Here is a 13,697-nt window from a genome sequence, read left to right on the forward strand (position 1 = left end):
CAAAAAAGGGACGGCGCCGCCGTCCCTTCGTGACCGATCGCGAGCGTCGGGCAGAGTGCTTCGCCGTGTGAAGGGCGAAGCACCATTGCCGCTTACAGCGAGTAGTACATTTCGAATTCGATCGGGTGCACCGACTGACGATAGCGTTGCAGCTCGTCCGTCTTCAGTGAGATGTACGCGTCGAGCATCGAATCCGTGAACACGCCACCGCGCGTCAGGAACTCGCGGTCCCCGTCGAGTGCGTCCAGCGCCTGATCGAGGCCAGCACACACGGTCGGGATCTTTGCATCCTCTTCCGGCGGCAGGTCGTACAGGTTCTTGTCGGCAGCTTCGCCCGGGTGAATCTTGTTCTGCACGCCGTCCAGACCCGCCATCATCAGCGCGGAGAAGCACAGGTACGGATTCGCCAGCGGATCCGGGAAACGCGTTTCGATACGACGGCCCTTCGGGTTCGACACGTGCGGAATACGGATCGATGCAGAACGGTTGCGTGCCGAGTAAGCCAGCTTGACCGGTGCTTCGAAGTGCGGCACGAGACGCTTGTACGAGTTCGTACCCGGGTTCGTGATCGCGTTCAGCGCGCGAGCATGCTTGATGATGCCGCCGATGTAGAACAGCGCGAATTCCGACAGACCTGCGTAACCATTGCCTGCGAACAGGTTCTGGCCGTCTTTCCAGATCGACTGGTGAACGTGCATGCCCGAACCGTTATCGCCGACCACCGGCTTCGGCATGAACGTTGCCGTCTTGCCGTACGTGTGCGCGACGTTGTGGATGATGTACTTCATTTGCTGCAGCCAGTCGGCGCGCTGAACCAGCGTCGAGAACTTCGTGCCGATTTCGTTCTGGCCTTGACCAGCGACTTCGTGGTGGTGCACTTCGACCGGGATGCCGATCTGTTCGAGCAACAGGCACATTTCCGAACGGATGTCCTGGAACGTGTCGACCGGAGCGACCGGGAAGTAGCCGCCCTTGGTGCCCGGACGGTGGCCGGTGTTGCCGCCTTCGAATTCCTTCGACGACGACCACGGTGCTTCTTCCGAACCGATCTTGATGAAGCAGCCCGACTGATCCGTGTTCCACTGGACCGAGTCGAAAATGAAGAATTCGGGTTCCGGACCGAAGAAGGCGGTGTCGCCCAGGCCCGTGCTCTTCAGGTACGCTTCAGCGCGCTTGGCCAGCGAGCGCGGGTCGCGCTCATAGCCCTTGCCGTCTGCCGGTTCGACGACGTCGCAGGTCAGCACGAGGGTCGATTCTTCGTAGAACGGGTCGATGAAGGCCGTGTTCGCGTCCGGAATCAGCAACATGTCCGATGCTTCGATGCCCTTCCAGCCGGCAATCGACGAACCGTCAAACGCATGGCCGCTTTCGAACTTGTCTTCATCGAATGCCGACACCGGCACCGAAACGTGTTGCTCTTTACCGCGCGTGTCGGTGAAACGGAAGTCGACAAACTTGACGTCTTCGTCTTTGACGAGTTGAATGACGTCGGCCACGGATTTACTCATAACCTATCTCCTGATTAACGAATTCGGCGGATTCAGCCGCCGCCCAATCTAGCTGACCCGTCCCGGCGCGTCCACCCCTGAATCGTTGGGGTGAGACAGAAATTCTTGTCAGGACAAATCGATCGGCACCAATAAAGCAGTAACTGTGCCATATATGCGCCAACCCGGCGCAATCCTATACTGCACGCGCGCTTGCGGGGAATTTGCGCACCGAACGACATGTGGCCACGAATTCCCGACGCCATCTCAAGCACCATTTTCGTGCATCAGTCTGCTGTGGCTCATTGGACATCTCCATTTTGGTGCATTCCTCTGAATACGCACCATAATGAAGCGTATGCGGCGTGGCTACGGGCACGCGCCGCGGCTCCGGTCGGGCGGGCGAGCGCCGCGCACGCCGCGCTAGAATGGCCATTTGATCCGAAGGAGACAGGCACTCATGAGCACGCTCGAACAGTTGTACGCCCTTGCGGAAAATCGCCGCACCGAAAACCAGTTGCCATATGCCGGCGCGCTGTCGCCTGCCGAGGCGTTCGAGCTGCTGCAGCTCGACCCGCGCACCCGTCTGGTCGACGTGCGCACCCGCGCTGAACTCGACTGGGTCGGCCGGCCGGTCATCGGCGACGGTCAGTACGCGCACGTGGAATGGACCCGCTATCCGGGCGCGGTGCCGAATCAGGAATTCCTCACGCAGTTGGGCCAGCTGGCGTCGGCCGATACGCCGGTGCTGTTCCTGTGCCGTAGCGCCGCGCGTTCGAAGCTCGCCGCGATCGCCGCCAGTCAGGCCGGCTTTACGAAGGCGTATGACCTGCTCGAAGGCTTCGAGGGCGACAAGGACGGCCAGGGACATAGGAAGACGATCTCGGGATGGTGTTTTCGCGGCCTGCCGTGGCTCGGCGCGTGAAGCCGCGACGAGCCCTCCTCCTCTCCTCCCTGCGTTTTCACGCAGCTCAGGAAAACCGCGGAAGTACGGCGCTCCGCCTGCGCAAGGCGCGATAGTAAGGCTCGCGTTCGCTGCCTGAAATAGAACGCGCCGACGACCCATTGACTGCATCGTCGGCGCGGGGTGTGACACTGCGATGTCGCGGTCTGCGCCCGCCGTGGTGGCAGGCGCAGACCGCGTCGATCATTGGGCGCCGCGACGACGCCCCCTGCGTTCACCGTGCGGCGGCAATCCCGAACACATGCAACTTGCCCGCGCTAACCTGCCTGGGCAACGTGACGCTCGCCACGAGCTTGCCGGGTGTCAGCGGCACGGTCTGCGCAAACAGATAGGTTTTGACGGCGTTATTGGTGCCGTCGCCACCATTGCGGTACGTCGTGGTCAACGCGATCGGGTTCAGCGGTGCTGCGCTGCCGCCATTGAGCGTCCAGTCGTCGAACGCGAGCGTGAAAGGCGTGGTCGTGCCGTCGGCGTACGTCACGAGCGCCGCCCCCGAACCCGGGCCGTTATTGGCCGAACCCAGCAGGACCAGCGAGGAGCCTCTCGTCCCGGCCGGCATCGCGATGGTCTGTCCTACCGCCACGGCGTTATCGAGCGGGCCGCCCGACAGCATGAAGCTCGCGCCGTCGAACACGAACGGTTTGCCTGGCGCGGCGCCAGCGCTCGCCAATGCCTGCGACGAGTAGCTGTACAGCGAGCCGTCGAAGTCCGCCCCCTGACCGTCGGTATTGGTGCTGCCGTCCGCGCTGACGCCATGGTTGTTGAATGCATCCGCGACGTTACGCGCCACCGGCACGCCATACGACGGCGGCACGTCGGCCGCATCGGTTCCCCACTGCGATGGCGACGCGCCCATTGCGAAGTTCAGCGTCGCGCCGTTGGCCAGCGCGTCGACGTCGAGCCACGAACTGTTATGAGCTCTGCCGTTGACAGTCAGGCTCTGCACATAATTCGCGGTCGGCGCACCCGGGGCGTTGATGCGCAGCGTCTTGCCATTGCCCAGATGAACGGTAATCGACGAGAACTGCGGGCTGCCAATCGCAAAGCCGCCCACGCCTGGAATCTCCGGATAGAGACCAAGTGCGCTCCACACATACCATCCAGACACGGCGCCGAGGTCGTCATTGCCCGGCAAGCCGTTCGCGTCGGTGCTGAAGGCGCTGGCCATGATCTGCTGGACGATGTTCTGCGTACCCGACGGCGAACCCGCCCAGTTGTACAACCAGGGCACCTCGAAAGTCGGCTCGTTGCCCATATAGAAATTAGGCAGGCTCATCCCGGCGTTCAGCACCGTGAAGAACGTGTTCAGCCGCGACACCACGGCCGTGTTGCCACCGAGTTGCGCGAACAGCCCGGCCGGGTTGAACGGCACCATCCACGTGTACTGCTCGGCGTTGCCTTCCACATAGTTGTCGGTGCTGCCCGGGGTCTCCGGAATCCAGCTGCCGTCCGGGTTGCGCCCGGCGTTCAGCGGCGGCGTCAACGATGTGTTGAGCACGTTCTGCCAGTAGGCCGAGCGGCTGCGCATCATTTTCTGGAATGTCGTGTTGCCCAATTCACCGGCAAACTGCGAAATGGCGAAATCGCTGCTGGCGTACTCCAGCGTGGACGAGGCCTGCCCCCACTCGCCGCTCGTGATATAGCCGGTCTGCAGATAACTGGCGCGGCCGCCGTTCGTCGTGACGCCATTGCACGCGGTGCCCGGAATATTGGCCATCTTGATCATATGGTTCAACGCGCTTCGGGTATCGAACTCCCGCGCGCCAAATCCGTACGCACCCGCGAGAATCAGCGAGCCGGCGTCGCCCGGCATCACGCCGTCTTCGACGTTGTCGTTGACCCAATGCGGAATCGCGCCGCACTGATCCGCGTCGTTGACGAGCGACTGCGCCATGTCGCTGGTTTCCTGCGGAAACAGCGTGGCCTTGAGCGGAATCAGCGAACGGTAGATATCCCAGCCTGAAAAGCTCGTGTACTGCGCCGCATGACCCGCGCTGACCTTGTGGACCGTCTGGTCGAAGCCGACGTATTGGCCGTTGACGTCGCTGAAGACGCTCGGCGCCCATGACGCATGGTAGAAGGCCGTATAGAACTTGGTCAGCGCGGTGCTGTCCTGGCTGGTCACCTGGATGGTATTAAGACGCTGATTCCATATCGCATCGGCCACCGCCTTTACACCATTGAAATCCCACAACGGATTTTCTTTTTCCAGATTATTTTTCGCATTGGCGACACTGACGTACGAAATACCGATCTTCATCAGCACCGTGCTACCTTTACCGAAATTCATAATCGCACGGCCATTGGTAAAGGACGAAGTCGCCGCGAATGGCTGACTGAATTGCGCATAGAAATACACCGGGACATTGGTGGAATTCCCGCAGAAATGTCCGCCAGTGGTAGTGCCGGAGATGGTTTTCGAGTCGACCTGCTGGACTGAGCCCGTTACGCCCGTTTCAGTATTCGTGTAGGTCGTATCGAGCACGAGCGCAGCCCCTTGCTGATCCGGATACGTGAAACGGCCGAAGCCCGTGCGCAGCGTCGCGGTCAACTCGACCTTGATCTGGTTGTCGAGCAGGACGGAATAGGCGCCCGCCACCGATTTCTCGTTCGCATGGCTAAAGGTCTGCGCGAGCGGCTTGGTGGCGTCCAGCGTCGGCATCACAGGGAATTCGCCGTCATTGCCGGAACAACCCGCGCCGCTCATATGCGTGAGGCTGAAACTCTGGATCGAGTTGATGTCGTAGTAATAACCGGCCGGTGAGCCGGGTTCCGCGCTGGTGGACGGAGCCGGCGTGGTGTTCGTGTCAGGCGCCCATTGCACCATGCCGTTTGGCAGGCCCGCGGCGGGCACCACGCTGCCGGCCTGCCCTGCGGGCACCGGGTTCGGAGAGTTGCTGGCCAAGGTGCCGATTAACGGATTGACGTATTGGGTCAAACGCATCGCGGCATGACTGGAGCCGGGATTTTGCTGGTCGTTGTCCGTTGCGCTCGCGCGCGCCTGGCTGGAGCCTGCGCCTGTGCCCCCCTGACCGGTTCCCTGAAGCTGGTTCGCCACCGCGGCAGCGCCGGCCTGACTGCCGGGGCTATCTCCTCCACAACCGGTCAAAGCGCCAATGAAAATCAACGCGACCGAAAGACGGCGTAAATCTGGCATGGCTGTCTCCTGAGTGTTTTTTAGTCATCCCAATTATGGATTTTCCAATTGGGGTCAATGACTGAAAGCCATGCTATACGACGCTTTTGAATTACGTCAATCGATTATCCATTTACGATTTATGTTTATTTTAATTTACTAAACAAGCTAAAATTCTGTCAAATCTTTCAATAATTAGATATGCCGGCCACACCGTATTACCTGAAGTACTTCGCTTATGCGGTACGAATTTATTTATCAATTTCGCAAAAACTATGTGAATACCTCAATTACGCGAAAGTGCGAAATTATGGATCAGGAATGCTCGCCTGACGCAGCGGCAATTAGCGCGGCGCAGTCGGGAACTGGCTGGGGTTTGCCGGCGACGACGAGGAGATCGAATGACGCGAGCCGCCGTCGCAGCGGCCACGCAGGATGATGCGGGTGAAGCGGCGTACCGGTTCCGTCCGTGGACCTGTACGCCTGCCTCAGGGTTTGCTCAACACGGCGGCCACCGGCTTAGCGCCAGCGCCGGCGCGTCCGCCTAGCTGCGCGGTTTGCCCGCGGCTGCGGCTGCGGCAGCGGCCGCCGCTTCCGGTTCGACGATATCGCCGCCCAGCAGATGCACGCCTTCGCGCAACTTGACGAATGCCGCCGCCACGGCTTCCGGTTCACCCTTCACGCCGAGATCGATGTGATGGCGCGCATACACGCCACCGCGTTCCGCATCGCCGACGCTCGGCAGGCTGAACACCCGCACGCCCGGAAAATCGTGCTCGATTTTTTCCATCAACGGCGTGATGCGTGACTCCGGCAGCTCGAACACAAGCAATGATTTTTCCGCATGCGGCATTGCATGATGCAGATGCGCGTAATGCGTATCCAGCACCCACTCGATCATCGGCCACGCCATGACCGGAAAACCCGGCACGAAATGGTGCTCGCGGATCGAGAAGCCAGGAATCTTGTTGTAGCCGTTGGGAATGATCGACGCACCCTGCGCATATGTGCCCATATTCAGCCGATGCCGGTTTTCGGGCGACTCAAGATCGAGCGGCGCCGCCGCGTTCGCCGGATACATGTCGCGAATGCGCTCCTGAATCAGCTTCGCGGCTTCCGGATGCAGTTCGAGCGGCACGCCTAGCGCGGCCGCCGCGCATTGCCGGGTGTGATCGTCCGGCGTGGCACCGATGCCGCCGGTGGAAAACACGATGTCGCCGGTAGCGAACGTGCGCCGCAGCGTGGCCGTGATCCGCTGCGGATCGTCGCCGATGTACTCCGCCCAGTCGAGCGACAGCCCGCGCGCGCCCAGCAACTCGATAACTTTCGGCAGATGCTTGTCGACACGCCTGCCCGACAGGATTTCATCGCCGATGATGATGACGCCAAATGCCATTGTCGCCTCTTTCGCTCAATCAATATCAATAAGGAACCGGCGCCGTCTGACGCACGCCGCCGTGCTCTTCCGCGCGCATGCGCTGCAGCGCGCGCAAACAGTAGTAGCCGAACCACAACGCCGAAAACACGAGGATGAACGCATAGATCCAGATCGTCACCGCAGTGATGACCGGGAACAGTACGATCAGCCAGACCGACGACGCCCAGATCAGCGTGGGCAGCGAACCCAGCAGGCCACTCGCAATGCCGATCAGCAGCAACGGCAGCCGGAAGCGCTTCACCAGCGCGCGGCGCTCGTCCGCCGATGCATGCAGCGCGAGCGCGTCGTACGTCATCACGCGATAGGTCAGCCAGCCCCACAGCAGCGGCGGAATCAGCGCAAAAAACGGCGGCACCAGCCACAGCGGCAACGTCACGATCAGCAGCACCAGACACACCAGCGTCGTCCACAAAGCCTGACCGAGGCTACCGTACCACGTTCCGCCGCGACGCATTTCGAGGCTGGGAAACTGGCGCGCAGACAGGAAACGGATCACTGCCGGCATCGACAGCGTGGCGATCAGCAGCAGCACCGTGACGACGATTAGCGGAATCGCTATCGCAATCACGAAGAACGGCGCCATGACCGCGTGCAGCGTCGAAAAGCCTAGCCAGTCGAACAGATGGTAAAGCGTGATCGTCAACGACCAGTTGTCGAGCCACCCGCGAGTCGCACCGATCAGCGTCTGCCAGGAAAACCAGAGAAGCACGCCCCAGCCGATCGTCGCCGCGAGAAACGGCTTGAAGGTTAGCCAGAGCATGCGCGGGTGCAGCGCGCTGGCGAGCGCGCGTCCGAACGAGCGCAAAAGATCATTCATGCGAGCGGGTGCCCCTGAACGGAACGATGGAATAAAAGGAAACGCGCGCCGCACCGGCTGGCCAGCCGGGACCGCGCGAACAGACGTGCACAGGATAAACCACGGCACGCGCCGCGGGGGAAACCGGTGGCAGGGGAAATCGGGAGCGTCGAACAGGCAGGTCAAACAGACAGGTCAAACAGGCAGGTCAGGCAGGCAACTCAAACGGCGGCCGTGTCGTTGCTGCGTTCGCCCGGGGCAGTCCGGCTCTTCGACGTCAGACGTTTCGCGATGCGCACGAACGCGAGCCAGTGTTGCGCCCAGAATCCGTCGCCATAGCGGCGGCCGTCCAGTTGATCGGCGATGCCGGTCGGCTCCATCTCGCGGCTCCACGACACGCTGCGGAACAGCATGTCCCACCACGGGAACAGCACGCCGAAGTTGCAGCCGTACTTCAGCCCTCCATGGCCATAACCGATTGCATGATGACGACGATGGAAAGTCGGACTGACCAGCAAGCGCTCGCCAAGCCAGCCGAAGTACAAGCGGATGTTCGCGTGCTGCACGCTCTGCGCGAGGTTGGTGATCGCCACGAGCACGACGAATTGCGACGGCGGTACGCCGATCACCAGCGCGATCACCGCGAAGAACGACGCCTGCAGCAGATCGTCGAGCAGATGATTGCGGTCGTCGGACCAGAGCGACATCTGCTGCTGGCTGTGATGCACCGCATGCAATTCCCACCACACGCCGATCCGGTGTTCCCAGCGGTGATACCAGTAACCGGCGAAATCGAGCACCAGCAGATACATCACGAAGGTGACCATGGGCTGCGTAGTAACGCCGGGCCACAGATTGTCGAATTCGATATTCGCGATGTTATGCATGCGCAACCAGCCCTGCACGCTGTCGAAAAACGGCTGCAGCGCGAAGAAGAAGAACAGGTTGAGGATGCCCAGCTTGGCGATCCACGTGTACAGCACGTCGATGCGCACCGCCTTGCGGTTGCTCCACCGCTCCACCGGACGCAGCGCTTCGAGCGGGCGCAGCACCGCGTACATGGCCAGCACCTCGAGCACGCCCACGATCACCCAGTACAGCGCGTCGTACGTGTCTTCGTCATAGCCCATGAGGTCGAAGCGGAACAGCAGCGGCTGCACCACGTTGACGTACAGCAACGTTTGAACGGCTGAAACGAAGCTGTCGAGCGAAGAAAAAATCAGATGGAACATGGTGGAGCTGACCTGGTGACCTCGTTCGTCATGGCTTGCCGCGTTGCCGTATCGCTACGGCACTCAGGCTCCATTCGGCGCCGTAACCGGCGCGCGATTGAAGAAATAAATACCGTGTGGCGAACGGCCGACGGCAATCGTCTGGATCAGCTTACGCGTATTCAGATCGATGATGCCGATGTGCTTCGCGAAGCGGAACGTAACCCACAGATAGCGTTTGTCTGCAGAAAGTTCCATATCGTCGGGCCCCGGCATCAGACCGGTGATGTCGCCGACGTTCGTCAACGTCTCTTCGTCGATGATGCTGATCGTGCTCGCTACGCGGTTCGACACCGCGACGTGCCTGCCGTCGTCCAGCGAACGGAAGTTATGCGCGCCCTTCCCCGTCTGGATGGTCTTGACGACCTTCTGGTTGCGCCAGTCGACCACCGCGACGTAATCCGCGCCGGTCATGCCGACCAGCAGGTATTTTTCGCCCGGCGTCATCCACAGGCCGGCCGGCACCTTGCCGACCTTCATCTTCCACTTCACGGTTTGCGTGGCCAGATCGATTGCGGCGAGTTCGCCCGACACCTGCAGCGTGACAAACACCGTCTTGCTGTCGCTCGTGAACGCCATGTGGCTCGGCATGACCGCGAGCGGCAGACGCGACGCCAGCGTCATCTGATTCTTGTTGTCGTAATGGTAGATATCGAGGCGGTCAAGACGCAGCCCCGTGGTGACGAGCCACTTGCGGTCCGGCGAGAAACCGATCTGGTATGGGTCTTCGATATTCTCGACCCAGCGCTGTACCTGCCCCGTTTTCGGATCGACAAACATCAGGTTGTTCGACACCGAATTCGCGACGATCAACGACGAATTGTCCGGCGTGGCCATCAGGTGATGCGGTTCTTTACCCGTTGGCACCGTGCCGACGACCTGGCGGCTGGTCTCGTCGATCAGACTCAACGTGGCTTCGCCGGAATTGAGCACGATCACGTTATTGGCGTGAGCCGCCGGAGAAAAAAAGCCTGCGGCGGCGACCAGTGCTGCGCCCGCGGCGAACGTGGCAGTCAAGCCGGGAAGAAGAAATTTGCGCATGAAAACTCACTTCGGAGAACAACTGTCATTGTAGAACGATTGACGGTGCCAACGGTTGTCCCAAGCGGCCTGTGATGCACAGTAAATGACGAGCGCGTTGATTTACAACAATCTTCCCCCAGCGCGCCGACGCGCCCGTGTATAGCAAAAGGTTTTCAGCGCACGGAAAAAATGCGGCTTCAAACGCGGGCGGAGTTTCGTCTTATGACTTCGCGTTCACCGATCTCAATGCTCTAAAACTTGAATTGTTTTCATAAGAAAAAACCAGAGTATCAACGGCAAAAATTAATCCGATTCAAATTCATAAAACATAAATTCAGAGCGATTTTTCACATTATCTTTATTTCGGATTTTGCTGATACATCGCCGCCAGCCCCCGCCAGACAATCCTTTGGCTCATCGCCCAGACAGTTATTCGGCGGACTTAAGAGCGTAACGCGGGCGTTTCGCACGTACCTGATAACAAAAGCACCTGCGCGTGACACCGCGGTCCATTTGCCCTTTATTTCGTGCGTTTCATAAGGGCGATGACGTCTTTGCGATTCCCTGCCGTTACGCGCTGTCCGCAAAAGTACCGCGGAGACTCTGACACAATGAAAAGAAATACCCCAATGGTTCGATATGCAACGCCCCGGAGATGGCTAGCCGCACAGCAAATGGCCGCTCTTAAGGAGAATCCCTTCGGAGCGCGCCAAAAGGCACTTGCCCGCGCCGTGCTGGCTGCTGTGACGCTGGCGGGAGCGGCGCCAACGTCCCACGCCGCCGACGATCTCCCCGGCACGGTCGATCCCGCCACCGGCGCAATTCAGGCAGGGCCGGCAGCCAGTGCGTCGGGCCAACATTCGATTGCGATAGGCCAGTTGGCCACCGCAACGAGGGAAAGCTCAGTGGCGCTCGGCCCGCAAGCCAACGCAAACGCAGAGGGCGCGGTAGCACTTGGCCTGAATGCGCTGGCGTCAGGTCCGGACGCCGTCGCGACCGGTGCTGGAGCGGCCGCAACGAATACCGCTGCGTCGGCATTCGGGTCGCTCGCGAATGCCGCGGGCTTTGTGTCCACCTCGCTCGGTTACGCGTCGGTCGCGGGAGGAAGCCGATCTCTGGCTGCGGGAGCGTGGGCCACCGCGGTTTCAGACGACAGTATCGCGATCGGCGCGTATGCAAATGGCGAAGCAGCGGGCGGGATAGCACTCGGCTCGTTCACGGCTGCCAAAGGCACCCATTCTGGCGCGTTCGGCTTCGAAGCAACGGCGACAGCCTCTGATTCGCTTGCGCTCGGTAGTTACGCGCTGGCGAGTTCCGACAACAGCGTCGCATTGGGCGCGTATTCCACCACGACGGCGGATCTGGCGCTGCCCAGCTTCGTCCCCGCCAATGTGGCACCCACGCTGATCGCCGCTCCAGACGCGAAAGGCGAAGTCTCGCTCGGTTCATCGGACAACGAGCGGCGCTTGACCCATCTCGCGGCAGGCGCCGCGCCAACCGACGCCGTCAATGTCAGCCAGTTACGCGCAGTGGACGACAAGGTCACCGCGATCGCCGACAGCAGCACCCAGCATTACTTCAAGGCCACCGGCAACGGTTCCGACGACGCGGCCGCAAGCGGTGCGTATTCGCTCGCGGCAGGCGCCCGCGCGATCGCCGCCGCTGACAGCGCAGTGGCGCTCGGTTCAGATGCAAGCGCGAACGGAACGGGCTCGACGGCGCTTGGGGCAGGCGCATCCGCCATCGCGAACCAGGCGACGGCAATGGGCGTATCTGCCAGGGCCAGCGGACTGAATTCAACGGCCCTCGGCGCGTACTCTGCAGTGGCTGGCGACGGCAGTGTTGCGCTGGGCCATATGGCATCGGCCAATGCCGCCAACGCGGTCGCACTCGGCCAGAATTCGGTGGCGGATCGTGCGAACACGATCTCGGTCGGCTCGGCGAGCCAGCAACGCCAGATCGTCAACGTGGCACCCGGCACCGCACCCACCGACGCCGTCAATCTGAGCCAATTGCAGGCCGTCAGTGAGAGCGCGTCGCGTTACTTCAAGGCGAACGGGAACGGTCTGAACGACGAGAGCGACCACGCTACGGCTGATGGGGTGAATGCCGTCGCCATCGGCAACGCTGCGCTGGCATCGGGCGACGCAAGTTTTGCTGCGGGCACGAGGGCGCAAGCTCAAGGAGAATTCAGCACCGCAGTCGGTGCACAGGCGTCCGCGCAAGGTGACGGGGCCACGGCCGTTGGCTACAACGCCAGCGCCGTCGCTGCCAGCGCGGTTGCCATCGGCTCTTCCGCCGGGGCGGTTGCCGATAACTCCGTTGCGCTTGGCGCTAACTCAAACGCCGCGGCCGTCAATTCGTCGGCGTTCGGCTCTAACGCGAGTGCCACTGCCGCCAACTCGGCCGCGCTTGGTTTTAATGCGAGCGCTGTCGCCGGGAATTCCTCTGCATTCGGTTCCAACGCGAGCGCCTCTGCCGTCAACTCCGTTGCGCTCGGTCAAGGTTCGATTGCTAACCGCGCGGGAACCGTTTCAGTCGGGTCCGCTGGAAACGAACGTCAGATCACGAACGTCGCGGCAGGCACCGCCGACACCGACGCCGTCAACGTTGCGCAGTTAAAGGCATTGAGCGACCAGGGCGCCGCTACGGCCGCGAAACTCGACGCTGCGGTGATGTACGACCAGAACGCCGATGGCAGCGTCAACAGGAACAGCGTCACGCTAGCCGGCGATACAGCGAATGGAGGCACGGTCATTCACAACGTTGCGGACGGCATGGACGAGTACGACGCAGTCAATCTCGGTCAGCTCAACGCGGCCGTCAACGGTGTGGTCAATAACGTGATGACCAATTCGGCTTACCGGTTAAATAGCGTGCAAGGCGACCCTAATACCGAAAGTGCAGTGGCATCTGGGGCGTACTCGGTCGCGACAGGCGCGAACGCGCAAGCCACCGGCGCCGACGCTGTGGCCATTGGCGCGAACTCGGTTGCAAGCGGCAACAACACCACCGCGCTCGGCGCAGCAGCAAACGCTAGTGCAGACAATTCGGTCGCGCTGGGTCAAGGCTCGGTGGCAGACAGGGAGAGCACGGTATCGGTCGGCGCGACCGGACAGGAACGCCAGATCACTCACGTCGCAGCGGGCGTGCAAGGCACCGACGCGGTCAACGTCAATCAGTTGCAGCAGAGCGTCGGCGGCGCAATCAGCCAGGCAAACCACTATACCGACGATCAGGTCCGGTCGGCTCGCCGGGATGCAAACGGCGGTACGGCATCCGCGTTGGCGATGGCGGGCTTGCCGCAAGCGGTGCTGCCAGGTCGCGGAATGGTGTCGATGGCAGGTGGCACGTACGCCGGCCAATCGGCTTTGGCGATCGGCGTGTCACAGCTGTCGGATACCGGCAAGTGGGTCTACAAGATGCAAGGCACGACCGACTCGCGCGGTCAGTTCGGCGCATCGATTGGCGCTGGCATGCACTGGTAAGCAGCGTTCGTCGAGCCAATCCATCTTGGGCATTGCGACCTCGATGGCTCGAACATCATCGTGAAGGAGACAGTCGGGGCCGACAAGGCCTCGG

At 61.4% G+C, this 13,697-nt stretch carries 8 protein-coding genes; 2 read left to right on the plus strand and 6 right to left on the minus strand.

The genetic code is table 11. The features are described 5' to 3' along the window. Positions 1-92 precede the first annotated feature (92 nt). Positions 93-1,508 (minus strand): type I glutamate--ammonia ligase, encoded by a 1,416-nt coding sequence (gene glnA / locus LMG28727_RS15330; RefSeq protein ID WP_201643177.1) that lies wholly within the window; start codon positions 1,506-1,508, stop codon positions 93-95. A 439-nt stretch (positions 1,509-1,947) separates the two neighbouring features. Between glnA and LMG28727_RS15335 the strand changes: the two genes are divergently transcribed. Next, positions 1,948-2,412, plus strand: a complete 465-nt coding sequence (locus LMG28727_RS15335) for a rhodanese-like domain-containing protein (RefSeq protein WP_201643178.1) — start codon at positions 1,948-1,950, stop codon at positions 2,410-2,412. 253 nt (positions 2,413-2,665) lie between these two features. Here the strand turns inward: LMG28727_RS15335 and LMG28727_RS15340 are convergent, their stop codons facing one another. The 5 genes from LMG28727_RS15340 to LMG28727_RS15360 form a co-directional block, all read right to left on the minus strand. Continuing rightward, complete coding sequence (locus LMG28727_RS15340; RefSeq protein ID WP_201643179.1) at positions 2,666-5,608, minus strand: GH92 family glycosyl hydrolase; 2,943 nt, start codon at positions 5,606-5,608, stop codon at positions 2,666-2,668. A gap of 523 nt (positions 5,609-6,131) precedes the next feature. Then, entirely contained in the window at positions 6,132-6,983 is an 852-nt protein-coding gene (locus LMG28727_RS15345) for a competence/damage-inducible protein A (protein ID WP_201643180.1), read from the minus strand. Between the two features lie 25 nt (positions 6,984-7,008). Beyond that, complete coding sequence (locus LMG28727_RS15350) at positions 7,009-7,842, minus strand: EI24 domain-containing protein (protein WP_201643181.1); 834 nt, start codon at positions 7,840-7,842, stop codon at positions 7,009-7,011. A 200-nt stretch (positions 7,843-8,042) separates the two neighbouring features. Continuing rightward, the gene (locus LMG28727_RS15355) at positions 8,043-9,053 is read right to left on the minus strand and encodes a sterol desaturase family protein (RefSeq protein WP_201643182.1); all 1,011 of its coding nucleotides are present in this window, start codon (positions 9,051-9,053) and stop codon (positions 8,043-8,045) included. Between the two features lie 63 nt (positions 9,054-9,116). After that, positions 9,117-10,133 carry a YVTN family beta-propeller repeat protein gene (locus LMG28727_RS15360; protein WP_201643183.1) on the minus strand — a complete coding sequence of 339 codons (1,017 nt, stop codon included), beginning with the start codon at positions 10,131-10,133 and terminating at the stop codon, positions 9,117-9,119. A 656-nt stretch (positions 10,134-10,789) separates the two neighbouring features. Here LMG28727_RS15360 and LMG28727_RS15365 point away from each other — a divergent pair. Beyond that, positions 10,790-13,603 carry a YadA-like family protein gene (locus LMG28727_RS15365; protein ID WP_201643184.1) on the plus strand — a complete coding sequence of 938 codons (2,814 nt, stop codon included), beginning with the start codon at positions 10,790-10,792 and terminating at the stop codon, positions 13,601-13,603. Positions 13,604-13,697: the final 94 nt, after the last annotated feature.

Origin of the sequence: Paraburkholderia metrosideri, from assembly GCF_904848625.1 — a bacterium.
In the GTDB taxonomy this organism is placed as follows: Bacteria; Pseudomonadota; Gammaproteobacteria; order Burkholderiales; family Burkholderiaceae; genus Paraburkholderia; species Paraburkholderia metrosideri.